Source organism: Paludifilum halophilum (assembly GCF_002245355.1).
GTDB classification, from domain to species: Bacteria; Bacillota; Bacilli; order Thermoactinomycetales; family DSM-45169; genus Paludifilum; species Paludifilum halophilum.
In genome coordinates this window covers 251,445-277,362 of record NZ_NOWF01000005.1, presented here as the reverse complement: position 1 = coordinate 277,362, position 25,918 = coordinate 251,445, and the positions used below count along the sequence as shown (strand labels likewise).

General features: G+C 53.1%; 26 protein-coding genes. 5 read left to right on the top strand and 21 right to left on the bottom strand.

Annotation, left to right across the window (positions count from 1 at the left end):
* Positions 1-54 precede the first annotated feature (54 nt).
* From CHM34_RS10225 to CHM34_RS10190, 8 genes are all read right to left on the bottom strand, one after another.
* Complete coding sequence (locus CHM34_RS10225) at positions 55-336, bottom strand: YlaH-like family protein (RefSeq protein WP_094264492.1); 282 nt, start codon at positions 334-336, stop codon at positions 55-57.
* 24 nt (positions 337-360) lie between these two features.
* On the bottom strand, positions 361-1,206 hold the full coding sequence (locus tag CHM34_RS10220; RefSeq protein ID WP_094264491.1) for a deoxyribonuclease IV: 846 nt from the start codon (positions 1,204-1,206) through the stop codon (positions 361-363).
* Between the two features lie 131 nt (positions 1,207-1,337).
* Positions 1,338-2,066, bottom strand: a complete 729-nt coding sequence (locus CHM34_RS10215) for a glycerophosphodiester phosphodiesterase (protein WP_240511960.1) — start codon at positions 2,064-2,066, stop codon at positions 1,338-1,340.
* Between the two features lie 14 nt (positions 2,067-2,080).
* Positions 2,081-2,389, bottom strand: coding sequence for an iron-sulfur cluster biosynthesis family protein (locus tag CHM34_RS10210; RefSeq protein ID WP_094264490.1), 309 nt, complete (start codon positions 2,387-2,389; stop codon positions 2,081-2,083).
* Positions 2,390-2,494: 105 nt separating this feature from the next.
* The gene (locus CHM34_RS10205) at positions 2,495-3,235 is read right to left on the bottom strand and encodes an endonuclease III domain-containing protein (protein WP_141201682.1); all 741 of its coding nucleotides are present in this window, start codon (positions 3,233-3,235) and stop codon (positions 2,495-2,497) included.
* Positions 3,183-3,938, bottom strand: a complete 756-nt coding sequence (locus tag CHM34_RS10200; RefSeq protein ID WP_094264488.1) for a fumarylacetoacetate hydrolase family protein — start codon at positions 3,936-3,938, stop codon at positions 3,183-3,185. Before CHM34_RS10200 ends, CHM34_RS10205 begins: the two co-directional genes overlap by 53 nt.
* A gap of 118 nt (positions 3,939-4,056) precedes the next feature.
* A complete protein-coding gene (locus tag CHM34_RS10195) occupies positions 4,057-5,562 on the bottom strand; it encodes a leucyl aminopeptidase (RefSeq protein WP_169713688.1) in 1,506 nt (501 codons plus the stop codon).
* A 326-nt stretch (positions 5,563-5,888) separates the two neighbouring features.
* Positions 5,889-6,119 (bottom strand): YkzI domain-containing protein, encoded by a 231-nt coding sequence (locus CHM34_RS10190; protein WP_240511959.1) that lies wholly within the window; start codon positions 6,117-6,119, stop codon positions 5,889-5,891.
* A gap of 296 nt (positions 6,120-6,415) precedes the next feature.
* Between CHM34_RS10190 and CHM34_RS10185 the strand changes: the two genes are divergently transcribed.
* Entirely contained in the window at positions 6,416-7,048 is a 633-nt protein-coding gene (locus tag CHM34_RS10185; protein WP_094264486.1) for a YktB family protein, read from the top strand.
* Between the two features lie 291 nt (positions 7,049-7,339).
* Here CHM34_RS10185 and CHM34_RS10180 read toward each other — a convergent pair whose 3' ends face one another.
* Complete coding sequence (locus tag CHM34_RS10180; protein WP_094264485.1) at positions 7,340-8,203, bottom strand: 2-oxoacid:ferredoxin oxidoreductase subunit beta; 864 nt, start codon at positions 8,201-8,203, stop codon at positions 7,340-7,342.
* Positions 8,191-9,969 (bottom strand): 2-oxoacid:acceptor oxidoreductase subunit alpha, encoded by a 1,779-nt coding sequence (locus CHM34_RS10175; protein WP_094264484.1) that lies wholly within the window; start codon positions 9,967-9,969, stop codon positions 8,191-8,193. Before CHM34_RS10175 ends, CHM34_RS10180 begins: the two co-directional genes overlap by 13 nt.
* A gap of 554 nt (positions 9,970-10,523) precedes the next feature.
* Here CHM34_RS10175 and CHM34_RS10170 point away from each other — a divergent pair.
* Positions 10,524-11,717: an MFS transporter gene (locus CHM34_RS10170; RefSeq protein WP_169713687.1), complete on the top strand. Its 1,194-nt coding sequence runs from the start codon at positions 10,524-10,526 to the stop codon at positions 11,715-11,717.
* Between the two features lie 126 nt (positions 11,718-11,843).
* Positions 11,844-13,307 carry an aminotransferase class I/II-fold pyridoxal phosphate-dependent enzyme gene (locus CHM34_RS10165; protein ID WP_094264541.1) on the top strand — a complete coding sequence of 488 codons (1,464 nt, stop codon included), beginning with the start codon at positions 11,844-11,846 and terminating at the stop codon, positions 13,305-13,307.
* Between the two features lie 194 nt (positions 13,308-13,501).
* Here the strand turns inward: CHM34_RS10165 and CHM34_RS10160 are convergent, their stop codons facing one another.
* From CHM34_RS10160 to CHM34_RS10130, 7 genes are all read right to left on the bottom strand, one after another.
* Positions 13,502-14,284: an HAD-IIA family hydrolase gene (locus CHM34_RS10160; RefSeq protein ID WP_094264482.1), complete on the bottom strand. Its 783-nt coding sequence runs from the start codon at positions 14,282-14,284 to the stop codon at positions 13,502-13,504.
* 20 nt (positions 14,285-14,304) lie between these two features.
* Complete coding sequence (locus CHM34_RS10155; protein WP_094264481.1) at positions 14,305-16,008, bottom strand: ABC transporter permease; 1,704 nt, start codon at positions 16,006-16,008, stop codon at positions 14,305-14,307.
* Complete coding sequence (locus CHM34_RS10150) at positions 16,005-17,138, bottom strand: ABC transporter ATP-binding protein (protein ID WP_094264480.1); 1,134 nt, start codon at positions 17,136-17,138, stop codon at positions 16,005-16,007. Before CHM34_RS10150 ends, CHM34_RS10155 begins: the two co-directional genes overlap by 4 nt.
* 12 nt (positions 17,139-17,150) lie before the next feature.
* Complete coding sequence (locus CHM34_RS10145; RefSeq protein WP_094264479.1) at positions 17,151-18,191, bottom strand: extracellular solute-binding protein; 1,041 nt, start codon at positions 18,189-18,191, stop codon at positions 17,151-17,153.
* Positions 18,192-18,467: 276 nt separating this feature from the next.
* Complete coding sequence (locus CHM34_RS10140; protein WP_094264478.1) at positions 18,468-18,590, bottom strand: GapA-binding peptide SR1P; 123 nt, start codon at positions 18,588-18,590, stop codon at positions 18,468-18,470.
* 199 nt (positions 18,591-18,789) lie between these two features.
* Entirely contained in the window at positions 18,790-19,095 is a 306-nt protein-coding gene (locus tag CHM34_RS10135; RefSeq protein ID WP_094264477.1) for a DUF3055 domain-containing protein, read from the bottom strand.
* An 83-nt stretch (positions 19,096-19,178) separates the two neighbouring features.
* Positions 19,179-19,619, bottom strand: a complete 441-nt coding sequence (locus tag CHM34_RS10130; protein WP_094264476.1) for a hypothetical protein — start codon at positions 19,617-19,619, stop codon at positions 19,179-19,181.
* A 275-nt stretch (positions 19,620-19,894) separates the two neighbouring features.
* Between CHM34_RS10130 and CHM34_RS10125 the strand changes: the two genes are divergently transcribed.
* Together CHM34_RS10125 and dinB are read left to right on the top strand one after the other, a co-directional pair.
* Complete coding sequence (locus CHM34_RS10125; RefSeq protein WP_094264475.1) at positions 19,895-20,374, top strand: DUF1885 family protein; 480 nt, start codon at positions 19,895-19,897, stop codon at positions 20,372-20,374.
* A 140-nt stretch (positions 20,375-20,514) separates the two neighbouring features.
* Complete coding sequence (gene dinB / locus CHM34_RS10120; protein ID WP_094264474.1) at positions 20,515-21,735, top strand: DNA polymerase IV; 1,221 nt, start codon at positions 20,515-20,517, stop codon at positions 21,733-21,735.
* Between the two features lie 6 nt (positions 21,736-21,741).
* On the opposite strand, the gene CHM34_RS10115 is transcribed toward dinB, so the two are convergent.
* The 4 genes from CHM34_RS10115 to CHM34_RS10100 all read right to left on the bottom strand — a co-directional run bounded on the left by CHM34_RS10115 (position 21,742) and on the right by CHM34_RS10100 (position 25,863).
* Positions 21,742-22,278, bottom strand: coding sequence for a phosphatase PAP2 family protein (locus tag CHM34_RS10115; protein WP_094264473.1), 537 nt, complete (start codon positions 22,276-22,278; stop codon positions 21,742-21,744).
* Positions 22,279-22,389: 111 nt separating this feature from the next.
* A complete protein-coding gene (locus CHM34_RS10110) occupies positions 22,390-23,487 on the bottom strand; it encodes a peptidoglycan DD-metalloendopeptidase family protein (RefSeq protein ID WP_169713686.1) in 1,098 nt (365 codons plus the stop codon).
* A gap of 165 nt (positions 23,488-23,652) precedes the next feature.
* Positions 23,653-24,108 carry a hypothetical protein gene (locus CHM34_RS10105; protein ID WP_094264471.1) on the bottom strand — a complete coding sequence of 152 codons (456 nt, stop codon included), beginning with the start codon at positions 24,106-24,108 and terminating at the stop codon, positions 23,653-23,655.
* Positions 24,109-24,195: 87 nt separating this feature from the next.
* Positions 24,196-25,863, bottom strand: a complete 1,668-nt coding sequence (locus CHM34_RS10100) for a catalase (protein WP_094264470.1) — start codon at positions 25,861-25,863, stop codon at positions 24,196-24,198.
* Positions 25,864-25,918: the final 55 nt, after the last annotated feature.

Genomic DNA, 25,918 nt, shown 5'->3' with positions numbered 1-25,918 from the left:
AGCCGCCATTTTCCATTGGATGTCATTACGCATGCCTGTCCCTTCCGGGTTTGATCACTCCGGGGATTTTTGTTTCCGGTCGGTCATCCACATGCGAATGCGGGCAATCACAATCATGACGACCGTCACCAGCAAGATCTCAATGATGGGAAACCTCAGGATGAACAGAAACCAAAACAGCACGCAGCCGAATGCCAGAACCAGATAAACGATCAGGGATTTGAGGATCGGTAATTTACGGGCGAAAGCCACTTTATAAATCACCGCCGTCATCACCAAAATCGACAGATAGGCCGCCACAGGTGTCTGTCGCAACCAGTCGTTCAAGGCTTCCATCTCGCTCCTCCTTTCTCGGGGACGTCAGGCGCCCATTTTCTCTCCCTTTAACCGATGGAGGTAGCGAATCTCTTCCGCGTATTCCCCTTCATCGCTGACCGGCGTCTCCAGCGTAATCGGCAAACCTTCCAGTTGATCACATCGAAGAAACTTGGACAGAGCGGAAGCACCGATCTCCCCCTCGCCGATTTTCTCATGGCGATCCTTTCGGGAACCATAAGGGGCTTTGCTGTCATTGAAGTGGATGGCAACCAGATGCTTCAGATAACCTGTCTCCTCCATCTTCCCGATCAGTTCACCGAAGGTATCCTCCTTCCACGTTCCCGCCGCGAAGGCATGGCAGGTGTCGAAGCAGAAACCGATCTTTTCCGGATAATCTGTCGCTTCCCGAATCCGGACCAGGTCCTCGATATCCAGACCGAGTTCCGTTCCCTGTCCCGCCGTGTTTTCCAACAGAAGCAGCGTGTCCCCCTCGATATCCGTCAAAATTTCATTGAGGGTTTCCACCATGCGCCGGGTTCCTTCTTCCACCCCTTCTCCGACATGTTTGCCGCAATGGACGACCGCTCCGACCGCACCGTAGGTTTCTGCGATGTGCAGATCCTCTCGAATCGAGCGAACCGTCACCTCGTGTAAATCATCCTTGGGAGTGGACAAATTGGTGATATACGGGGTATGAGCCACCACCGAGAGATTGTGCTCACGGCAAAAACGGACTCCCTTCTCCGCATCCTTGTAATCCATCTTTTTCGGCCTCAACCCCCGGGGGTTTTTCGTGAAGACCTGAAAAGCATCCGCCCCCAGCTCCCGAGCGCGGCGCGATGCTTTATAAAATCCCTTAGCCACACTGATGTGACATCCCAACTGCATGCTGACCCCTCCTTCATGCAAAGAAGCGCCTCACCTGCCAGCGGGCGCTTATCAATCTTCTTTATCATACCATTTCAAGGAACCGGGCCGCAACTTGTCCGATGGCTTTCCAGAGGCGAACCGCCGGGCTTTCAGCCTTTCAGTTCCTGCTGCAGTCGTTCCACCTGATCAGATATCAAGGCATCGACTCCCCATTCAATCATTCTCCGCATCACACGGACTCGGTTGACCGTAAAGGCGCGGACCGGGAGCCCTTCCTTCCGGCAGGCTTCCACCATCCCCTTTTCCATTGTCGGCCAGTAGGAATGAATGGAGGAAACGCCGACCGCTTTCGCATAATTCCAGGGCTCGTACAGCGAGGCCATATACAAAATGGCTGTGTCCACTTCCGGATATCGCTCCTTGACCTCGCGCAGACTGTAATGGTTGAAGGAAGAGAGGACGGCCTTTCCGATCAGCCCGAAACGGTCCACCCTCTCCATCACGTCCTGTTCCATGCCGGGATACCGGAACTTGTTGTTTTTCAACTCGATATTGACTTTCATTCCCGTATCCGCCGCCAACCGGAGCACTTTTTCCAGAGTCGGAATTTTTTCTCCCCGGAAGTCGTCGGAAAACCAGCTTCCCGCGTCCAACCGGCGCAATTCATCCAAGGTCAGCTCCCGCACTTTTCCGCTTGCCCCGGTCGTCCGTTGGACCGTCTCATCGTGGATAACGACGAGCTGGCGATCCTTGGTCCGATGGACGTCGAACTCCAAACCTTCGGCCTGTACATCCGCCGCCCGTCGAAAAGCGGCCATTGTATTTTCCGGAGCCACGGCGGAATATCCTCGGTGCGCGTAAACTTCGATGGTTTTCAAAGTCCTATCTCCTTCTACAAACGAATATGAGACCGATAGATTTGGCTGTCGCTCTTCAGGGTAAAAGTCCCCCGCTCCTCGCAGTAATCCACCACCAGTTTCCGATCCAAATAAGATCGGCTGTGAGGGTCAATCAGGAAGGGGATTCCCTCCGCCTTTAACCATACATCATCAGGGCGGGGGTGATCCCGCTCCATCTCAAAAAGGAGGTCTTCTCCGCACCCGCAGCCTGCATGAACCGCCGCCAGACGCCATGCAACGGTTTCCGATCCCTGTTTGGAACGGAGTGCCTTGGCGGCAGGCCCGGTCACTTGTATCTCCATACTTGAACCTCCTTCTATAGAGCGTTGTCGTTGTGATTGTTTCTCGGTTGGTCGGGATTGGGCTCCACACTTTTCGTTGTTCTTACGCCCCCTCCTTGCACTCTTTCACAAGGAGAGAGAGGATCGCTCTCTATCGTATACACAGTTTCGGCGGACCGGGCATGTATCGCACAGCGGACGGCGTTTTCGGCAATGGTCTTTCCCCAGCTCCACCAACAAAGCGTGAAATAAACCCAACTCCTCCGTTTCCCGGATCGCTTCAAGCACTTCGGAACGCACCTGTTCATAGGACAGCTCGGGGGAGCCGAACAACCGGAGAGCAATCCGTCGGGTATAAGCATCCCCGATGAAAGTGGGGTGATCCAACACATACAGAAGGATCATATCCGCCGTCTCAGGACCGATCCCCTTGATCGCGAGCAAATCTTCGCGGAGGGTGTCCCCTTTCTGATTACGCACTTCCTCGAGGCCGCCCCGATCGGCAACCCAACGGGAGAGTCGGCGACAGGCGGCGGATTTGGCCCGATAAAAACCCGCCGGACGAACCGCCGCCTGCAGACGGGATTCCGTCGCGGCCAGGATCGCATCGGGAGTCATCAGACCCGCCTGCCGCATTGACTCCACTCCCCGATACGCGTTTTGCCATGATGTATTTTGTACCAAGATGCTCCCGACAGCCTTTTCAAAACGGTCAGTCAACCCCCACCAGTCGTCGACGGTCCATCGCGGTTTCCAGGATTGCAGCTTTTGCCGAAGTTCGATCCATCGGTTGCTCATCCCGTACAAAACCCCTTCACCCTTCAACCCGATGGGATAATGTTCCGATTCCTTCAATCTCCATCTCAACCTGATCCCCCGGAAACAGCCGTCCGACTCCAGCAGGGGTCCCGGTCAGAATCACATCTCCCCTCTCCAGGGGAAAAACATGAGAAATCGCCTCCACAAGGGCGGGAACCGAATGGACCATATCCGATGTTCTTCCGTCCTGACGAATCTCCCCATTCACCTTCAGTCGGATCCACCGGTCCGAGGAGTCCATATCCGTTTCGATCATCGGCCCCAGGGGTTTAAACGTATCAAAGGATTTGGCCCGGGTAAACTGTCCGTCCTTTTTCTGCAATACCCGGTTGGACACATCAATACCGCAGGTATAACCGAGGATATGTTCCGAAGCGCGCCCGGCGGGAATGTTTCGGCCTTCTTCGCCGATCACGACCGCCAATTCCGCCTCAAACTCGATTGAATCTATCCGGTTGGGAAGGTGAATCGCTTCACCGGAACCGATTACCGCCGTCGGAGAAACGAGAAACATCATCGGCTCCTCCGGTACCGCATTCCCCATCTCTTTAGCGTGATCGACGTAATTGCGGCCGATCGCGATCAACTTGTTGGGGCGAAGCGGGGACATATACTCCACCCGCGACGGCGACAAGACCTCCCCCTGTTCCTCCAGGGAGCCGAATAAGTCCCCTCTGACGGGTTGAATTCCCTCGTCCTTCCAGATGCCCCATTCCACTCGGTTACGATATCGGTAACGAAGGATTTTCATCGGATCTCTCCCTTCACAGGGTTATCATATCCTCTTCCCGGTTTCGGCTCAACCTTCTCCATCAAAAAGAGGCAGGAAGTCCTGCCTCCTCTTGCCACTGTAGAGGGATTCCCCGCATTTATTTGCCTCCGAACCGCAGGGCCAGTTGAGTCAGAGTCCGTACACCCGCTCCGGTCGCTCCCCGTAAATGAATGCCATCCTCCTTTTGTCCATCTGCCGTTCCGGCGATATCCAAATGGGTCCAGGGTGTCTCCTCCACAAACTGCTTCAGAAACATGCCCCCCTGAATCGTTCCGGCTGGACTCCCTCCCTCATTCTTCATATCGGCAACTTCACTCCGAATGTATTCCTCATACTCCTCGTACATAGGAAGCTCCCATACTTTCTCCCCGGCGTGCCGGGCCGCCTCTTTGACTTCGGCACTCCATTCGGAATCGTTGGCCATCACGCCTGTGGCGGTATGGCCCAGAGCGACAATCACAGCGCCAGTCAGCGTCGCCACATCGACGAGAGAAGTCGCACCCAGACGACGGGCGTAAGCGAGGCCGTCAGCCAAAATCAGACGCCCTTCCGCATCGGTATGATGGATTTCAATGGTTTTTCCGCTAAAGGATCGAATCACGTCTCCCGGACGAAATCCATTACCATTGATCATGTTTTCACAGGCGGGAATAACGGCGGTTACATTGCAGTGGGGACGCAGAGAACCGATGGCTTCCATAGCACCCAGCACTGCGGCGGCCCCTGCCATATCCCCCTTCATCTGCTCCATCCCCCGGGAAGGTTTTACCTGAATTCCCCCGCTGTCGAAAGTGACACCCTTTCCGACCAAACCGAGCACTTCCTGGCTTTCGGGAGCCCCTTCATAGGAGAGAACGATCATACGGGCCGGTTCTGCGCTGGCCTCGGATACCGCCAGCAGAGCACTCATATTCAACTCTTTCAAGCGTTCTTCTTCCAAGATCTCCACGTTCAGCCCCTGACGGTCGGCGATTTCCGAAGCGCGTTCTGCCAAGGTGGAAGGGGTCAGTATATTGGCCGGTTTATTGGCCAGATCCCGGGCGGTATTGGTAGCGGCGGCAAAAACACGCCCCCGTTCTACGCCCGCCTCGTAGGCCGGATTACTTACTTCCTCCAGACTGAGCCAAACCGTTTCCAAGGTTTTGGCGTCCGTTGTCTCATCCTGACTTTTCCATCCGCGGTAACGGTAAAGCCCCAGCTCGACACCCTCCACCAAAGCCTGGACGAAGTCCGCCGCGTTCCAACGCCGGTTTAAATGTTTTGCACAACCGAAAGTCAACTGCTTCACACCGGCGCCCCGCGCTTTACGGGCTGCAACGGCCACCGCGTTTCTGAACCGATCCAGGGTAAGCTTCTCTTCTTTACCCAAACCCAGCACCAAAAGCCGCTTCGCCGGAATCTTGCCCCAGTTGTGAACCAAAACCGCTTCTTTATATCGACCGGTGACTTCCCCCTCCGTCACCAACTGGGAAATGCGATGATCCAGGGCTTCATCCGCTTCCCGCGCACATCCTTTGAGAGATTCGCCCCCTTGTGTGTGCAAAACGACCAGACAATCTGTCGCCAATGTCATTAAAGGCTCTCTCGCCATTTTCCACTCCATCATACCCCTCCTATCCAGTCTCCGAATCCGGGCGATCTGGTGCCCCTGCAAGCAACCTTGTTCTGCTTGTGCAGCTGAGGGGGGAAAAGGCTGAGGCCGTCTCCGATCTCTTGCAAAAAACGCAAAGGATCTACAACGACCTCCCCCCTCCCCAACTTGGTTTCCAGATCGGGCACTAGCGGCTCCCCGCATTTCGCCTCTCATTCTTCCCCTTGAGGTGGCAACAAAAAAAGTGCATCTCATTCGAGATACACTCATGTAATTCGACACGATCTCTTTATTTCCTTTTTAAAAGCGAAGTCAAAGGGTGGTATTTCTTATAAAGCTCATAGAGCTTCAAGCATCAACATCTCTTGGCGAAGTTCCCGGAGGCGGGCTTTACATTGATCGATCCGGTGCGTATTTTTTTCGACCATCGCCTCATGCAGCAGGGCCAGCTCGTAATCCAGCTCCAGTCGCAAGACAGGAATCCGCTTTTCCGGCTCTCGACACCGAAATGCTTTGATCACATCTTCCACGGTTCCGCCGCACTCCTTTTCAACATGTTCAATCTTCATCGACGGTTCCCACCGCCCGGGCCGATGGAAACTTCACCGACAGACAACCAACTTTTGGCATTTCGCGAAACTCTGGCAACAGGATGCCCGCATCCCTCCGAAAATAAACCTGTTCTGAAAAAGAACGACGAATGAATATTTTTTCTATTTAAACTACGCAATTCTCCGATGATCGGTCACGGTGCCACCCTAAATGAAAATAAGGGTTCCCCGGTCTCCCCGGTTATCAGGTTTGAGGAATAAAACTTTGTGATATGATAGGGTGGAAAACTTGTTTATGGTGGTGAAAGAAAACCATGAGTTGGACAGGGTTTCAGGATAAAGATTTTGACGTCTTTTCCATCCCGGGATTGGAACCCCGGATGGAAGCCCTTAAAGAACAGATCCGACCCAAATTGGAAAGCCTGGGGGAAAACCTCCGCCCCGACCTGTCGGATCTCGCCGGTGAACAAATGTTTGTCCACGTCGCCAAACACGCCCGGCGTACAGTGAATCCCCCGGACGAAACCTGGGTGGCCTGGTCGACTCAGAAACGGGGATACAAAGCCCATCCCCACTTTCAGGTCGGTATGCGGAAACCCCATCTGTTCGCCATGTTCGCACTGATCTATGAAAGTCCGAACAAGCCCGACTTTGCCCGAAATTTTTTGGAGCAGATGGATGAGCTTCTCCCCTTCATCCCTTCCTCCTTCGTCGTCTCTCAGGATCATACCCGGCCGGAGGCAACACCTGTCGGAGAGCTGGGCCGAACCGGGATGGAAAAAGTGCTGAAACGCCTTCAAAATGTGAAAAAAGCGGAGTTTCTCTGCGGGATTCGATTGGATCGAAACCATCCGGCTGTTCAGGAAGCCGACCGGCTGGAATCAGAAATCAAACAAGCCTTTCAAACGCTGTCACCCCTCTATCGGTTGGCGGTCCTGTCCGGATAACCTTAACTTTCGGTTTCTTGAATGACCACCTTACCCTTCTTCCAAAGAAGGGTGTTTTTTGGTTTGGATGAATTATTGTATTATAACAAATCCATTATGACAATTCCTTTTATACGACAAATTGTCATCTCTTTTATGATCCTTCGGATCCTTTCATAGGTAGCCTATGAATCCCTGAAGGCGGCGTTCCCCATAAAAAATCCCCTTTGTGTCGACAGAAAGAGCTTGCTCTTGACTGTCGATCCAAAGAGGATCCTATATGGTCATCCGGGTTTTTTAACCGATCCATGGTTATCGGAAGGAGTGGAAAATCTCTCTCATATCCTCCCTTGGTATATTCAGATCCATCTTACTGGCGGCAACGGAATGGGCCCCGGTCATGACTTCGTGGTAAGCCGGCCGCTCCTCCCGGCAGAGAATCCCTGTCACCAGCCCATGGGTCTTCCTCATAACGCTCAACGCGGCATCTCGGTCTCCGGAATCGTACTCTTCCCGGTCTTTCAACCGGATAACATTCTCTCTAAACCAGTCATAGGTATTCACTTTATTAAAGGTAACACAAGGGCTGAAGCAGTTAATCAGGGAAAATCCCCGATGGCGGACCGCTTCCTCAAAGAGGACCGTCATCTGCTTGACATCTCCGGAAAATGCCTGAGCGACAAAGCTGGCCCCATTGACCAGGGCTGTCTCCACGGCTTTCACCGGCTCCTCCGCCGCTCCTTCAGGGGAAGTTTTGGATCGGAACCCCTTTTTGCTGGTGGGAGATGTCTGTCCGGTAGTCAGCCCGTAGATCTGGTTATCCATCACGATATAAGTCAGATCGATATTGCGCCGCACAGCATGAACCAGGTGACCCATACCGATACCGTATCCGTCCCCGTCCCCGCCGGCGGCGATTACGGTGAGGTCCTGATTGCCCAGCTTGACTCCGGTGGCTGTCGGGAGGGAGCGGCCGTGCAGGCTGTGGAATCCGTATCCGCCGAAATGTTGAGCGATTTTTCCGGAACAACCGATTCCGGATACGCAAACCACTTCCTCCGGCTCCAATCCCAAGGAGGCCACCGCCTTCTGCAACGCCGCCAACACAGCAAAATCGCCGCATCCGGGACACCATGTCGGTTTATTTTCCGTCCGAAAGTCCTTCATCGTCGCCATCCGTTTATCACCTCTTGCGACCGATTGCAATGATTGAGGATTTCCTGCACGGTAAAAGGATCCCCGTCAAACTTGAGACAGTGGGTAATCCGGTCGTGAAAGCCCACTCGGGCTCGGATCACTTCCGCCAGCTGTCCTGTGGAGTTGTTTTCCACAACGACGATACGGGAGGCTCCCGATAACAAACGGCACACCGAGGTCTCCGGGAAGGGTTTAACTGCTCTCAGCTGTAAATGGCCGGTTTTAACGCCTCTTTCCCTCAATCGCGCCGCCGCCTCGCCAATTTGGGCACGAGTGGATCCGAAACCGACCAGGGTGATCTCTGTCGATTCTTCCGGGCCATCATAAACATAGCCGAAGGCATCCACGTCCCACCCGTCCAACTTGCGCATCCGCTTGCTCATCTGTTCCACCCGGTTGCGGCTATCTTCAATCTCCTCCGTCGCCCCTTCGTCGTGTTCATTACTCATCGCCACGAACCGTCCGTTTTTCTGGCCGGGGATCGACCGGGGGGAAATACCGGATTCCGTCACCCGATACCGGCGGTATTCCCCATTTCCCATCGCCGCCAAATCCGCGTCCCCGATTCTCGACGCCCGTTCGATCCTCACCTGCACCCCGTCGATTTCCTCAAACGGGACGGATTGCTTTGACATTCCCAGGAACAGATCGGTCGCCAGAATCACCGGACATTGGTAAGTCTCGGCCAGGTTGAAAGCCTCCGCCGCGTACCGGAAACACTCCGTCACTGTCGTCGGTGTCAGGACAATACGGGGGATTTCCCCGTGGGTACCATACAACATCTCATTCAGGTCCGACTGCTCCGTCTTGGTCGGCAAGCCCGTACCGGGACCGCTTCTCATCACATTTACAATGACCATCGGCGTTTCCGTCACTCCCGACAGACCGATCGATTCCTGCATCAGCGTAAAGCCCGGACCCGAAGTGGAAGTCATCGCCCGGGTTCCGGCATAGTTGGCCCCGATCGCCATGATGCAGGCGGCAATCTCATCCTCTGCCTGTACCACTTTTCCCCCGTATTGGGGAAAATGGTTGAGAGCGGTATACATAATCTCTGTCGCAGGAGTGATCGGATAAGCCGCCAAAAAGCGGCATCCGGCAGCCAGAGCCCCCAAGGCCACTGCCTCGTTTCCCGACAGAAAGAGATGACCGCCTCCGTCTTCCTCCGGCTGCGGTTGCGGAAGCTCTTTCCGCTGGCCGAACCGTTTCAAAGCGAAATCGTATCCCGCCTGAATCGCCACTTTATTACTGGCGACCACCTTCTCCCCTTTTTTGCCGAACCGCTCCACAATCAGCGGATCAAAAGCATGGCGGGGCAGTCCCACCATGGCCGCCGTCACTCCGGAAGCGACCATATTGCGCATAATCGAACTCCCTGCTTCTTTGGCCATCTCCGTAATCGGTACAGGGCAGAGCAAAAAGTTTTTGTCGCCGGGAAAATCCGGAGAGGAAATCCGGCTGGAATCATAGATGAGAACGCCGCCTTCGCTTAATTCCTTCCAGTTTTCGTCGATGGTCGACTGATCGAAAGCGATCAACAGATCCAGTTCATCTCCGTGATAACCTGATTGGGACGGGGTGACCCGCACCTTATAGTTGGTATGTCCCCCCTTGATCAAGGACATAAAATGACGGTAGGAAAAGACATAAAACCCAAGGCGGTTCAGGGTGGTAGCGAAGATTTCGCCGGTGCTGTCGATCCCCTCTCCCTGGGCTCCTCCCACCTTCCAAGTCAACTGGGGCATCCGCTTCACCTCTTTCAGCCAAAGTGGATCAAAAATGTCGGCCGCTATACCTCCTCTGCAAAGGTCCCGCCAGTAACCCTTCCTATTTGACCCTCAATTGCAAATTTTAAAAACATATATTTTATTTTTCGGTCGTCCCTTCTGTAATTCCTTCCTCTCTCCTCCCCTTAATCGCAGAAAATCGATCCATCTGTGCGGGAATGGAAATATCCGACACGCATCACTGCTTATTCTATTCCTGTTCGCCGGGAGAAATGATCCTCTGGATGATCGATCCATACTAACTATTTTTGGAAATTACCCTTTACAAACTTGTAATCCTTGGTTAAACTACAGGAGTTGTTTTTGAAAAGAAGATAGCCTCGGATGATGCAAGCCAGCTGGCTTGCATCATCCGAGGCGATGCGTCAGCTGAGTGAACCGGATGAATTTTCCTGCAATGGCCCGTTCAAAAACGTTCGATGGTGTATAACAATCACCCTTTCCGCCGGTCGGCGGTCTTTTTTACATGAAAAAGCAATAAACAACATCACTCGAGTAGAAGGTGAATCACGTTGCAGCAACGGCTATGGACCCGAGATTTTTTACTCATCACTACATGTAATCTATTGATTTTCCTCGGATTTCAGGCCCTTACCCCCACTTTGCCCGTATACATCAAACAACTGGGAGGCAACGATTTCTCGGCGGGGTTGACCATCAGCCTATTCACTCTGTCCGCTGTCCTGATCCGCCCGTTGATCGGAAAATGGCTGGATACCAAGAGTCGAAAGGCCATCGCTCTGATCAGTGTGGGAATCCTCGCCCTGTCCACGGCGGGGTTTTACGGGTTGGGGGCGGTTTGGCTCATTCTCCTGATGCGCGTGCTTCACGGGCTGGGTTGGGGAGCCGCCACCACTTCCTATACCACCATCGTTTCGGATATCATTCCGAAGAATCGCATCGGGGAAGGGATGGGCTATTTCGGCCTGTCCCAGACCCTGGCGATGGCCGTTGCCCCCATCGCAGGTGCCTGGCTGTTGACAGAACACGGGTTTCAACCACTGGTGCTCACAGCGGCCGTGTTCACCGCCATGGTTCTCCCCTTCACCCTGATGACGGCGACTCCCTCGAAAAAGATGAAAGACGGGGGAGCAACGGCCCCGAAGACGACTTGGTTTGAAAAACGGGCCGCTCTCCCCTCCTTTCTCAACCTGTTCTGCGGCATCACTTACGGAGGAATCGCCAGTTTTATCCTGCTATTCGGTAAAGAAGCCGGCATTGCCGGGATCGAATGGTTTTTCATCAGCAACGCCGCCGCCGTGGTGTTATCCCGACCGATGGCCGGAAAAATATTCGATCAAAAAGGACCTGCCTGGGTACTATTTCCGAGCGCCCTTTTGATGATATCCGGATTGCTCTCACTCTCCTACGCCACCACCCTTTTCTCTCTGAATCTCGCCGCCTTTCTCTACGGCTTGGGCTATGGTTCCACCCTGTCCACCCTGTTGGCCTGGACAGTCGCCCGGGTAGAACCCCGGCGGCGGGGAACAGCCACAGGGATGTTCATCTCATCCATCGATCTGGGGATCGGAATCGGGGGAATGCTGCTGGGATATATCGCCGCCCATTCCAGCTACAGCGCGATGTACCGGTTTTCTTCCGCTTTTCCGGTTCTCCTCCTGTTCCTATTCAGTTACCATTTGTGGAAGGAGAAGCGAATCACTTGCCCCAAAGTGGAAACCAAGGACATTCACCATATATCATAACGAAACCCGGGCGGATCCATCCGCCCGGGTCTTTCTCGGAAATCGCCGGACGGGTATCCTTCCCCACCCGCGCCCAATTTGCTATACTGAGCCTCATGAATATCGACAGAAAGGTAGAGCGGCTTGATATCCAAACAACATCGAACCCCCCTGTTCACCCGATTGAAGGAACACGCGGCGAAAAACCCGCGTCAATTTCACATCCCCGGACATAAGAAAGGAAAAGGGATGGATCCGGAATTCCGGTCTTTTATGGGGGATCATGCCTTATCCATCGACCTGATCAATATCGAGCCCCTGGATGACCTGCATCATCCCCACGGTGTGATTCGGGAGGCCCAGGAATTGGCGGCGGAAGCTTTCGGTGCCGACCATACGTTTTTCTCGGTTCAGGGAACGAGCGGAGCCATCATGACGATGGTGATGTCCGTCATCGGCCCCGGGGAAAAGATCATCATTCCCCGCAACGTCCACAAATCCGTTTTGTCCGCCGTCATCCTGGCGGGAGGTCATCCGGTCTTCGTCCACCCTGTCATGGACGAAACCTTGGGCATCGCCCACGGGGTTACCCGGCGGGAAGTGGAACGGGTTCTCCGCCTTCACCCTGATGCCAAAGCGGTCCTGCTGATCAATCCCACTTACTACGGAGTCGCCGGCCGCTTGCAAGAGATCGTGGAGTGCGTCCATCGATGGGACATTCCAGTGCTGGTCGACGAAGCGCACGGGGTGCACACCCATTTCCACGATCGCCTTCCTTCATCCGCCATGCAGGCAGGTGCGGATATGGCCGCCACCAGTATGCACAAACTGGGCGGCTCCCTCACCCAAAGTTCCGTACTCAACCTGCTCGGTCCCAGGGTTCACCCACAGCGGGTCCAATCCATCATCAGCATGTTGACCACCACATCCACTTCTTATCTACTGCTGGCTTCTCTGGATACAGCCCGGCGCTACCTGGCCACCCGGGGAAGAGAGATGTTGGAACGGACCCTGGACCTGGCGGAACACGCCCGCCGCGAGATCAATAAAATCCCCGGCCTGTACTGCATCGGACGGGAGATGATCGGCTCCGAGGCCGCTTACGACATGGACGAGACGAAGCTGATCATTCGGTTGAACGGCTTGGGAATCACCGGTTACGACGCGGAAAAATGGCTGCGGGAAACCCAGGGGCTCGAAGTGGAGCTGAGTGATCTATATAATATCCTCTGTCTGGTCACCCCCGGTGACGACCGGGAAAGTATCCGTGCACTGATCGGAGCATTCCGGGATCTGTCCGATCAATTCTATACCCCGCAACAGCGGAGAAGCGATCCTGCCCGGATCCCGGAGATCCCTTATCTGGCCATCTCCCCCCGGGACGCTTTCTATGCGGATACGGAAACCGTTCCCTTCCGTGAGTCCGCCGGATTCATCATGGCGGAATTCATCATGATCTACCCCCCGGGGATCCCCGTCCTTTTGCCCGGAGAGCGAATCACCCAGGAAAACATCGATTACATCCTGGAGCACCTGGAAGCGGGATTACCTGTTCAGGGAACAGAAGATCCAAACATCCGGATGGTCCAGGTCATCAAGGAAAGGAAATAAATGCTCCAAAAGCCCGTCACGGGCCTTTTTTCGTGTAAGACTCGGGATTTTACGGAGTAAACAGGAAAAGCCACCGCGAGGGTGGCTTTTTTATGTTTATGGAGGATGAACAGAACCGGGACATTTGAAGGCTAACCGGATGTTCCAAGTTTCTACACGACAAACCGGGAGGGCCAGTGGCCGGCGGAAATCCTTTATGACAAGTCAAGGAGCTCGGTGATGTCGTTTAAGATATATTGAGGTCGCAGGCTCCCCTCGGACGCTTCCGCCTCCATTCTAGAAGTGATCCCTGTCAGCACCAGGGCTGACTGCATCCCCGTCTCGTTTCCCATTCGGATGTCCGTCTCCAATCGATCTCCTACCATCAAGCAGGAGGGATAGTCCAACCCCAATTGCTCCACCGCAGCCGCGGCCATCATCGGGGAAGGTTTCCCGGCCACCCAATCAATCGGCTTTCCGGTCACTCCTTCCAAAGCTCCGATCAGCCCCCCTGTATCCGGCAGCGGCCCCTGTTCCGTCGGGCAGGTACGGTCGGGATTAGAAGCAATAACAATGGCTCCCCTCAGACAGGCCCGGAAAGCCCGGTCCAGCTTCTCATAGGTAAAATGGCGATCCCAAGAAAGCAAAACGTATTGAGCTTCCTCAGGACATTCCGTTATGGCGACCCCGTGGTCGGCCAGTTCCTCCCGAATCGGAACTTCCCCGATCACCAACACCCGGTCGTCCCCCGGCACACAGACCCGCCGGAGATAGCGAGCCGCTACCAGGGACGAGTTGATCACCTCCTTCAGCTCCGCCGCAATCCCCATCCGGTTCAACTTTTCGACATAGGAATGTCGGGTGGCGATCGGTTTATTGGATAAAAAAACGACTCTGTCCCCCCGGCTTCGCAAGGTATCGATCGTTTCCGCCGCCCCGGGAATCGGACGCTCTCCCAGGTAGACCGTACCATCCAGGTCAAAGATATATCCTCTCATAAGCTCGGCCCTTTCCTCATTCAATACAATGGGTCCCGGGTAATTTTCCGGGCGATCGATTGCAACGCGACAACGATGGCGATGATCAGGATCGACATCGCCGAAGCGGTGTAAAATTCACCCCGCAGGAGGTTTTGGAACACCGCCAAACTCATCGGAGCCCAGTCAGTGGGCGCCATCAGAATGGAGATACTGGTCTCTTTGACCACCGTCACAAAAACCAGAATCGCTCCCGCTGAAATCCCCGGTACCATCAGGGGGGCCACCACCGTCAGCGCCGCCACCAAATTGGAAGCTCCCAGATTGACCGCCGCCTCTTCAATCTCTTTTCGAATGGCCATCATCGTCCCCATCGTCGAGCGGATCATATACGGCATGCGCCGGATCGTATAAGCGATGATCAGAATCGCCGCTGTCCCCGTCAACTGTAAGGGAGGTGTGTTAAAGGTCTGGATCAAGGCGATCCCCAGCGCAATGCCCGGAATCACCAAGGGGATGGAGGAAAAGAAATCAAGCCCCGAGGAGCCGCGTCGAATGACAAAATAGGAAACAAAAGTAGCGATCACCACACTCAATATCAAGGCACCGGAAGCTAAGATCAGACTGTTGAGGATATTCTGGGAAGAACGGCTGAAAATCGTCACATAATGATCCAGGGTGTAACCGTTGGGTAACGCCTGATAACCCCAAGTGGTAGCGATCGAGGAGAGAAAGATGGAGCCCACCGCCAAGATCGGCACCATCATGACGAAAAGGGTATACAAGGTGAGTCCGGTTCGAACTCCCCGGTTCGCCACCGGCTTCACTCGGCTCGGCTTGCCGGATATGGTACCGTACTCCTTGCCCCGGACCACCAAGCGCTGCATCCAGAAAAAGAAAGCGGCCACCAGCACCATGACGACCGTCAGTATGGCTGAACCCGACCAGTTGAAAAAACCGGCGATCTCCCGATAGGCTTCCACCACAATCAGGTTCAGGTTTTTGGGAGCCATCATGATCGGTGTTCCGAAATCGGAAAAGCTGATGGTAAAGACGAGAAGCATACTGGACACAATCCCCGGTCCCGCCAGGGGGAGGGTCACCCGCGCAAAGGTGAACCACCCTTTCGCTCCCAGGTTTTGCGAAGCCTCCTCCAGGTTGGAATTGCTCGTCTTGAAAGCGGCTACCATCGGCCAAAGCGCATAAGGAAAAAAGAAAAAAATCTGCACCAGGACAATCCCCAGCATCGATTGAATTTCAAACAGAACGCCCTCTCCCCCGAAGGCCCTCCAGATATGGTTCACCCACCCCGTTTGACCGAACATCAAGGTAAATGCATAGGACGAAATAAAGGTAGGCATCACCAGAGGAACCGTCGCCAAGGCGGCAAATGTTTTTTTCAAAGGCATATCGGTCCGGGCGAAGGCGTAAGCCATAGGCAGACAAACAAGCGTCACCAGGATCGCAACACCCATCGACAGCTTCAAGCTGTTCCATAGGGCGGTTAAATAGCGGGAACCTCCGAATAGGGACTGATACCCCTCCAAGGATGCATGGGACAATTTTTCCACTGTCGTTGAAAAAATTCGGGAATCGATCAGACTGCCCGGCAAGTTGATCGGTTCACCAGTAAAGCTGACCAGAAAGATGGACAAAAGGGGAATGACCAAAAAAACCAGAAAAAAGAGAAAAATTGTCCACTGAAGAATGGTAAGTCCATCAAACCTCGGCAGGCGTTTCTTCATAAAACCACCACCTGGTTCGGCTCCACCGTGAGCATTACCGCATCCCCTTCCTGAAGCAGAGGCTCTCCACTCCGGTAAACGGTATCCACTTGAAGAGCGAAAGGCCCGAGGTCCACCCCGTATCTTACTTTAGCACCGAAATATGCAGCCCACCGGATGCTCCCGGAGAGCCGGTTTTCACCTTGCCCCGCCGCTTCAGCAGAGGAAAGAAGAGTGAGGCTTTCAGGGCGAATCAGCACCATCGCCTCCCCCTTCTCCCTCCGAGAATCGGATCGAAGGCGAACTTCCCCAGGAATAATAATCCAGCTCCCTTCTCCCTCATCCGCCGGGAAAACTTCCCCGCGCAAAATATTGGAGGAACCCACAAAATCAGCCACAAAGGAATGGGCCGGATGGCTGTATAACCCCGAAGGAGTATCCACCTGAATCACCTTTCCTTCAGACATCACAGCCACCCGATCCGCCATGCTCATCGCTTCCTCCTGATCATGAGTGACAAACAGGGTGGTAATCCCCACTTTCTTCTGGATATCCCGAATCATCACCCGCATACTGTTTCTCAGCTTCTTATCCAAATTGGACAACGGTTCATCCATCAACAGAACCGCCGGCTCCATGATCAACGCCCGAGCCAAAGCCACCCGCTGCTGTTGCCCGCCGGAGAGCTGCCCCGGAAGACGGTCTCCCAGATGGGACAGTTCCACCAGTTTTAAGTAGTTCTGCACCTTTTCCTCCGTCTCCCGATTCACCCGCCCCAACTTTCGGTTCAACATACCAGCCAGAACGGAAACCCTGTCGCTCAAACCTCCCCGGTAAAACCGGCGGATATTGAGGCTGTAGGCAACATTTTCAAAGACCGTCATATGAGGAAACAACGCATAACTTTGAGACACCATTCCGCAGCTTCGGCGATTGGCGGGGATGCGGCTGACGTCCTCCCCACCGATTTCGATGGTTCCGGAAGTGGGGGATTCAAAGCCGGCGATACAGCGCATTGTCGTCGTTTTTCCACATCCGGAGGGACCCAGTAAGGCAAAAAATTCCCCCTCTTCGATCTCGAGGTGAACATTCTCCAGTGCCGGAATCCCGTCAAATTCTTTATACAAATGTCGGATTGCTACAAAGGCCATGATCCGGACTCCTTATTCGTAATTTTCTCTCCATTCCTTACGGATTCGGTCATAGTTCTCCACCGCCCAGTCCACATCCAGCTCTTGGGCGTGAGGCATCACTTTTTCCAATGTCAACGGTGTCTTCGACTCCACGTCCTGCCGGATCGGAATGTGATACCATTTGGCCAGCAGCTCCTGGCCCTCCTTGGACAGCATAAAATCGATAAAAGCTTTCCCGCCTTCCGGATTGGGACCATCTTTCACCAAGGAGACCGGATTTACCAAAATCGGTGTCTTTTCCGGCACAATGAAGTCCACCTTTTCTCCTCGGGCCTGCATTTCATAAGCCATAAAATCAAAGGCGACACCGACTTCCGCTTCTCCCTTGGCCACCGCCTGGGAGGGCGCGGATCCGGAATCCGGCATGGCATTGGATTGCCTGACCAATCGGTTAAAGTATTTCCATCCTTTCTCTCCCCCCCGCTCCATCAACTGGCTCATCACCGTTAAAGTAGCGGTTCCCGATGCGGCGGGGTTGGACATCTGAAACTTTCCCTTCCACCGGGGATTCAACAGATCGTCCCAGGTTTTCGGAGCCTCATCCTTCTCGACCTTATCGGTGTTATAGATAAATCCCAACACAAACACTTCGGCACCGACCCAATTCCAGTTTTCATCACGGATCTTGATCCCGTTTCTTTTCACGGGCCAATCCTCGGTCCCTTTCGGTGTGTACGGAGTGATGATCCCTTTATCTTCAGCCGTTTCAAAGGGCAGAATACCCCCTCCTCCATACCAGAGATCCCCCATCGGACGGCCCTTTTCCGCAATCAAACGGTTGACGATGACATTCGTCCCCCCGTATTGAACATCCACATTGGAGCCGGGATTGGCCTGTTCATACGCCCGGCCGATCTCCTTCGTCATATCGGGAGTTTCCGGGGAGTAAAAGCTGATCTTTCCATCGGCACCCCCCTGTGGGGTATCACCGCCAGCCGAACATCCCGCCATTACAAGGGCGGAACATACCATAATCGTCCATACTGCACCAACCCACCTTCTTCTCCTCATTCGTTAACCCCCTCTACATCTTCAAACTTCTGCTTTGATCCCTTGCTGGATGTGTAACAAACACAAAGGATCTCCGAACGACCTACCACCCTGCTAAACTTTGTCGCCAGATGGGGCATTCGTTCATAAAAAAACAGCTTGCCACTAACATTAGATGTCATGTTTACATCATTTATTCTTAAAGAGACCGTCCTCACCGGTGACAAACATTTTTTCAGCCAAAATAAACCCTGCAGCTGAGCTGCAGGGTGTCTGTATCGCGTTTGATGAATGGTATCATTTCTTTTCAGGAGAGCGCTCCTTGTCGCACCCGGAACACTTGCCGTAGAGGATCCCGGACTTGTCACCTTCGACATAGGTGATGATTTCATCGCACGTTTGACAAACGATGACTTCCATCTCGTACCCCCTCCGCGCGAACTTTGTTGAAAGCGCTTCATTTATTATGTATCATTGATTATAATATGACATACTAATTATGTCAACGCATCGGATTTGGATTCCACACTTTGGGACCGCCCTTTTTATGACATCATAAAAAAACAACGGGTTGAACCTGGCAAAGTTCCCCGTTGCTTTGACAATGGATATTTCCCGTTTAACCGGATTCCGCCTCCGCCTCCAACGTGAGGGCCGGCAGATTGTTCCGGAGGAACACGGACACTTCCTCCGCCTCTGTCAACGATCGCAGATTGTAGAGGCGCTGGAGATCATCCAGGTTTTCCAAATCATCCAAGGCGAGGAGGGAGGAACGTCCGGTCTGCATACAAACGACCAGCGGTTTCCCAAAAAACATCCGGGTGTAAACAATTCCGAAATCATACCGGCCGTGCTCGGAAATAAAACCGATAAAGCGGACATTGGCCTGCTCCGACTCGTCGTACAGCCGTTCATATAGACTCATACCAGATCCCCTCCTTATTTCAGGATATGTCCGTTCGGGGAATTCGGACTTCTTCAAGACAATCCCGCCGATTTCAGGCTCCCTTAGGGGTTGCACTCCTCCACTTTGCTTTCAAAGAGGGAGGCCAGCTCGCAAAAGAGGGCGATGTCTTCCTCATCGATGCTGTTCGCCGGCTCTCCGATGATTACCAACTCCCCGATCAGATGGTGCCCCCTATAAAAAGGAACGTACACTTCCGTCCGATTGCCCGTTTGCTCCCTGACCACTCCGCCTCTGACGGCGGCCAAGCTATGCAATCCTTGACCGAAGGGAACAACGGAAGAAAGAATGCTATGGCCCGCCCGACACAGACAATGAAACTGCCCGTTCGACGCGAGATAAACACCGGCGTAGCGGTAGTCCGGAACCTGTTCGAATAAGGATCGGATGGAAAAATCATATAACTTCTCGATATCCCCATCCAATTTGTCTGACACGACGCCGATTTCAGCGCGGAGATCATCCAACAAATCCGCTTTTCGCATCAGATCCATCCCCCATCGCACTCTGCGGAGTAAATAATAGTTTATCACAGGCGTTCTTCCAACACAACGTATAATTCATAATATTTTACCTTTTTTACCTCACCTTTAAACTGTCCACGGCTATATCGGGGTTGATACCCTTTCCATTCAACGGACAGGTGTTTATTCCCTTTATTTAATTTTTATTTTTTGAAATAGATGGGTTGATCAACCATTTACGAACAAACATCCGCTGTCTGTAAAAACTTTCGCTAAAGTGCTAAGATAAAAGGTGTATGCGATTTCACGTTGTGCGATCTCTTTTCATAACCGGGGGTGAACTGCAGGTGGCTAAAAGTGCCTATATCAAGCTGGTGAAAGGTTCAAGGCAACAGGATTTATCCTTGGAAGATGTGCGCAAGGAATTTCAACGCTATATCGAAATGACCTCCCACACCGGGGAACAGCTGGGTTGGAAATATGCCGATGCCGCCTTCCCCTATACGATGGAGGAACAATCCCGGGAAAGCACCCGCTGGCTTTTATTAAAAGGAAAAGAGGGGAAGCTTTACAAATATCTGATCGCAGGTGTCGGTTCGGAAAAAAACGACGATGAAGAGGGTCTCAATTACATCCAGTTGGTGGTCCCGGACGGAGCCACTCACGGGGATACCGCCAAAGCGAACGAATTTTGCCGGTACCTGGCCAAAGCTTTTCAGGCCGAACTCCATCTATTCAACGGACGAATCATGTATTTCAACCCGCGAAAGCCATAATCCGCTCCTCCATCAAAGCCGGCCTTTGTCAGGGCCGGCTTTTCGCATCCCTTCATTTTCCTCTTTTCAACTTCCTCCCAACTGGGTATCCTTGAAATGAGAACAAACGTTCCTGATCCGAAGGTCAAGGAGGGAGAAATATGAAGGGAGGACGACGGACCGTATTGTTGGCGGATATGAATGCCTTTTATGCCAGCATCGAACAGATGCTGTGCCCGGATCTGCGGGGAAAACCCGTCATCGTCTGCGGAGATCCCGCCCGGAGACACGGCATTGTGCTGGCTGCCTCCTACGAAGCCAAAGCCTGCGGGGTTGAAACCGCCATGTCCGTTTCCCAGGCGAAAGAAGTCTGTCCTTCAGCGCGACTGATTCCGCCCCGCATGGCCACTTATGTACAAATGTCCGTCCGCATCGTCCATCTGTTAAAAGAGTATTCCCCTTTAGTGGAACCCTTCTCTATCGACGAAGCCTTCGTCGAATTGACGGGATGTGAAACCCTGTTCGGCGATGGAAAAACCGCCGCCCGGACCATCCAACGGCGTATCCATGATGAAACAGGCATCCATTGTTCGATCGGAGTCGGGCCCAATAAGCTTCTCGCAAAAATGGCCGCCGGCTGGGAAAAACCCCGGGGGCTGACGGTATGGACGAACGCAGACGTTCCCCGTAAGCTGTGGCCCCTGCCGGTGGCCAAACTGTTCGGGGTCGGCAGACGAATGGAACACCATTTTCACCGGATGGGGATCCGTACCATCGGTGATCTGGCCCACACCGATCCCGACCTTTTGCATCACCGGTTCGGCGTGATCGGCCGGGTGCTCTTCGAATCAGCCCACGGCCGAGACCCGAGCCCCGTGGATCCCTGCTCCCTCGACGGAAGCAAATCCATCGGTCACCAATTCACTCTGCCCCGGGATTACGAACGAGAACCGGAGATCCGCCTCGTTCTGCGGGAGTTGGCGGAGGAAGTGGCCGGACGGGCCCGGAAAACGGGCTATACAGGAAAGACCGTCTCTCTGACCCTGAAGGGGACGGCGTTCGATTCCCTCCACCGATCCCTGACCATGCCGGAACCCTCCAATATCGGCCGTGCTCTGTTTCAAACGGCCATGCGATTGCTTCACCGCCATTGGAATTACCGACCCATCCGCCTGGTCGGGATTACCTTAAGCAATCTGAAACCCGATCACGGAACCCAGCTCAATCTCTTTCAACCCATCGACAAAGAACGGCGGCTGGCAGACGCTGTCGACGCGATCCGCGACAAGTACGGAACCCGGAGCATCTTCCTCGCTCAGTCCCTCTCCGACGCCAGCGTATTCTCGGATCGGGCGGGAAAAATCGGCGGGCACCATCGATAAAAGGAGTCATGACAGCACACCCAAACCATAATGGGTCATCGCGGCGAACAGAAAACCCAGCCAAGCCCCGACAGCCACATCCGTCGGGTAGTGAAGCCCGAGGTAGATGCGGGATAAACCCACTCCCACCGCAAAAGGTAAAATCAACGGTAATGTCCAGGAAGCGTTCAGGATAAAAATCGTCCCGAGAGAAAAGGCGGCCGTCGTATGACCCGAGGGAAAGGAATAGTCCTTGAGCGGACCGGAAAATGTATGCAGATGGGTCAGTTGCAGATAAGGACGAACCCGGTGCCACAAATGCTTGCAAAGGCGAACGACCAGATGGCTGGATACCAACGCGATCAAACCCTCCAATGCCCAGCCGCGGATGGGAGATGCCGCCAACAACCCCCACAGGAGAAGGAATATCAGAGCAAAACCCGCTGAACCCAGATGAGTTAGCCGAAGCATCAACCAGTCCATTTCCCTGCACTTCCAATGTCGGTTCACATAACAGATCCAACGATCATCATAACTTTGGAGCCTTGCCGCCAGACGCTTCATCACTCATCCCCTCTTCAGGATCATCCGTTATTTCCTATCTTAGCCGAAGAGCGATCAAAAAAGGGTAAAGGGGATCTAAACAAAATATGAAATTCTCCGAAGAAGGGAAATTCAGTCGTTAAGGACTTGCTCCAGAATTCCCCTCCGTTCCTGCGGCGTATACCGTTTCCAGAACCAGTCCTTGTAGATCAACAGGTCAAAATGGAGATGAAGCCCCATCTCGTTATGCTTGACTCCCGAACGAGTCCCCGAATTTCCGATATAGCCGAGTACATCCCCCTGCCGTACCCGGGTTCCGACTTCAATATCATCAGATACGGCACTCAGGTGAACATATCGGGTCAAAACCCCTTTCTCATGCTGGATCCAGACAGAACGCCCCCGCATTTTATCCAGAATGTATTCAGGAGTTTGCCCGTTATTGTCGGCTGTCTTTTCCAACAGTCGGTTCCGTTCTTTCTCGGACATCTCCTCGTAATCGTTATCCGCGCGAACCACCACTCCTTCGGCGGCAGCAGTCACCGGAGTCTTTGAATCGATGGAAATACCCGAAGTCCAACTGTAGTAATCCAATCCTTCATGGACGCCATTCCGATATTCCCGCGGCGCTCCGGGCAGGTGGGAATCCTGAGTGCTCACCGTCGCCCCCTGAACCGGACTCTGAAGAAAGGAAAGATACTCCCTCATCCCTTCCGCGTCCAGCGAGCGATACTCTTTCGGAGCAGACCGGACAGCGGCCGCCGGGAGATCCGCTTCTGCTACATAAGCGGTTCCACGGTGAATACGAACGGATCGCCCCAGCCCTTCCTTCAATGCCGCCAGGGGAATCCAAACGTCCCCTTTTCGGATGATCGGAGGGGATTCCACCGGGAGGTAGACGCGGTTCCGACTCAATACCGTCGTTCCCCGAAGCAGATGCAAAGTTGTACTCCCTTGATGCAGGGAAATCGTTCCTTCCTTCTCATCGTATTTCGTATCCATTCCCAGTTTCTCTTCCAAGTCACTTAAACGAAAGTAAACTTTCCCTTTTTCCTTTTGAAAGGGAACCTCAACGCCGGAAGGAGGACGCTCCTCCTGTTCCTCTTTCTTCTCCTCCGAAAAAAAGGAGGCGCCCACCTCCCAAGACCGATACCACGTGGGATCTTGCAAATAAAAAATCAACAACATCGTTAACAGTCCTGCAACGATCAATGTAACCGGTTTTCCCATCTTTCTCCCCTCGTCCATCCCTGATTGTTGATGCTTATTTTACCATGAGCGAATCTCTGAATCAGCTGATTCAACAAAGTCATACAAAGTTTTCATCTCATTTTTAATCGGGAAAGAAAAAAACCCGCATTCCTCTAGACAGAATGCGGGGTGGTTTAATGGCCCCTACGCCCCATACCGGGCAGGTTCTCGGTTACCGTCAGATCCTGTTATATACATCGTCCATCGTTTTGTATATTGTAAATGCCGTTCCGTATCATCCTGCCAGCGTATGATATTTTCGATAAAGGGTTTATAAGCCGCAGGAGCGGCATCCCTCATCACCGATAAACCGGATCGCACCTGACGGTCTCTTTGTTCGGCGTTTTGCAGGCAGGAAATCAAGGTTTCCACGATGGACGCCGCACGTTCTCCGTTCCATAACCTCTGTGCAGATCCGGCCGCCGTTACACGGTGATAGGAGGCCGGAACCAGGTGCGTATGCATTTCCTCATTGCCTTTTAAATCTTCGGTTTCGGGGATATGAAACAACTGCGTGCTCATGGAACAAACCATCTGTTCACCGTAAAGACTTCGACTGATCTCAGCCACAACAGGGTACCACAGGCTGTTTTGTCTCAAACAAACACCTGCCTTTAAAAATGGATTCAAAACCATTCTATGCCCATTGTATGTCGAAAGATCAGCTTGCTACCATCATTCCGTTTTTTAATACCAATCGGAGGGATGGCCCTTCTGCTCAGCTTCCCGGGTCGCTTCATGTGCTTCAGTGGCACCGATAGGCCCTCCTCGCTCATGGACTTTTTCGCTTCCGCCGGCTCCCTCGGCAAGTCCCAGGCCTTGTGCCACTCGTTGACCATAATCCGTGTCACACTTGGCAAACATCTCGACCATGCGCATTTGAATGGATTTGCGGCATGTCTTGAGCGAGTTGACCAGGTTTGTGATCAATTCATCCCGCTCCTGATCATCAAACGCCCGGTAAGTTTCTCCAGCCTGCTTAAAGTCATTGGTGCGATCAATGCTCTGATGAACCAAGTTGCCCAAAACAAAGGGCGTATAGTCCTTTCCCGATTTTGGCGCCTCTCTGAGTCCGCCCAATGAGGACGGCTCGTAATTGACATGGGGATTCTGCCCCGGGGCTCGATCCGCATAATAAGTCATTTGTCCGCCGTGGAAGTTGGTGGCAGCGTGTTTTTTCGGTGCGTTGATCGGCAGTTGCAAATAATTGGGACCTACGCGATAGCGCTGTGTATCCGAATAGGAAAATGTACGTCCCTGCAACATCTTGTCATCGGAGAAATCTAATCCGTCCACGAGTACACCCGTCCCGAAAGCGGCCTGTTCAACTTCAGCAAAGTAGTCATCCGGATTTTTATTCAGGACCATTCGTCCGACAGGTAAAAACGGAAATTGATCTTTGGGCCACAACTTCGTATCGTCCAAGGGATCAAAATCGAGTTCCGGATGTTCATCATCGTTCATGATCTGAACATACAATTCCCATTCGGGATGATCGCCCCGCTCAATAGCTTCATATAAATCCTGAGTGGCATGGTTGAAATTTTTACCTTGAATATCCTGCGCCTCTTTTTGAGTCAAGTTTTTAATCCCTTGGACCGGTTCCCAGTGATACTTGACAAGAACGGCTTCCCCTTCCGCATTGACCCACTTGTATGTGTTGACACCGGATCCTTGCATTTGCCGGTAGTTGGCCGGAATCCCCCACGTCGAAAACAAAAAGGTAATCATGTGCATGGATTCGGGTGTATTGCTGATGAAATCGAAAATGCGTTCATTATCCTGCAGATTGGTTACCGGATCGGGCTTAAAAGCATGAATCAAATCGGGAAATTTCATCGCATCCCGAATAAAAAACACTTTCAAGTTGTTGCCCACCAGATCCCAGTTACCGTCCTCGGTATAAAACTTAACCGCAAAACCCCGCGGATCGCGCAGTGTCTCCGGTGAGTGCGTACCGTGTGTCACACTGGAAAAGCGGACAAAAACCGGGGTTCGCTTTCCCTGTTCCTGAAACAATTTTGCGCGCGTATACTTGGCAATTGGCTCATTACCCACGGTTCCGTAAGCTTCAAAGTATCCGTGGGCTCCTGCTCCCCGAGCGTGAACGACGCGCTCGGGAACCCGTTCCCGGTCGAAGTGAGAAATCTTTTCGATAAAATGATAATTCTCCATCGTTGCCGGGCCACGATGACCCACCGTTCGAATATTTTGGTTATAAGAAATTGGATGTCCTTGACGGTTTGTCAGCGTAAGTTCCGACTCTCCCTCTGCCATGCGACCATCCGTCGAACCGCCGACACCGCTGACCGAAGTACCATTACGGTTGGTTTTCGGGGTCTTTTCATTTTCCATCGAATCCTTCTCCTTCCTCCATTCCGTTTATGAGTATTATGTTTCCTTTAAAATT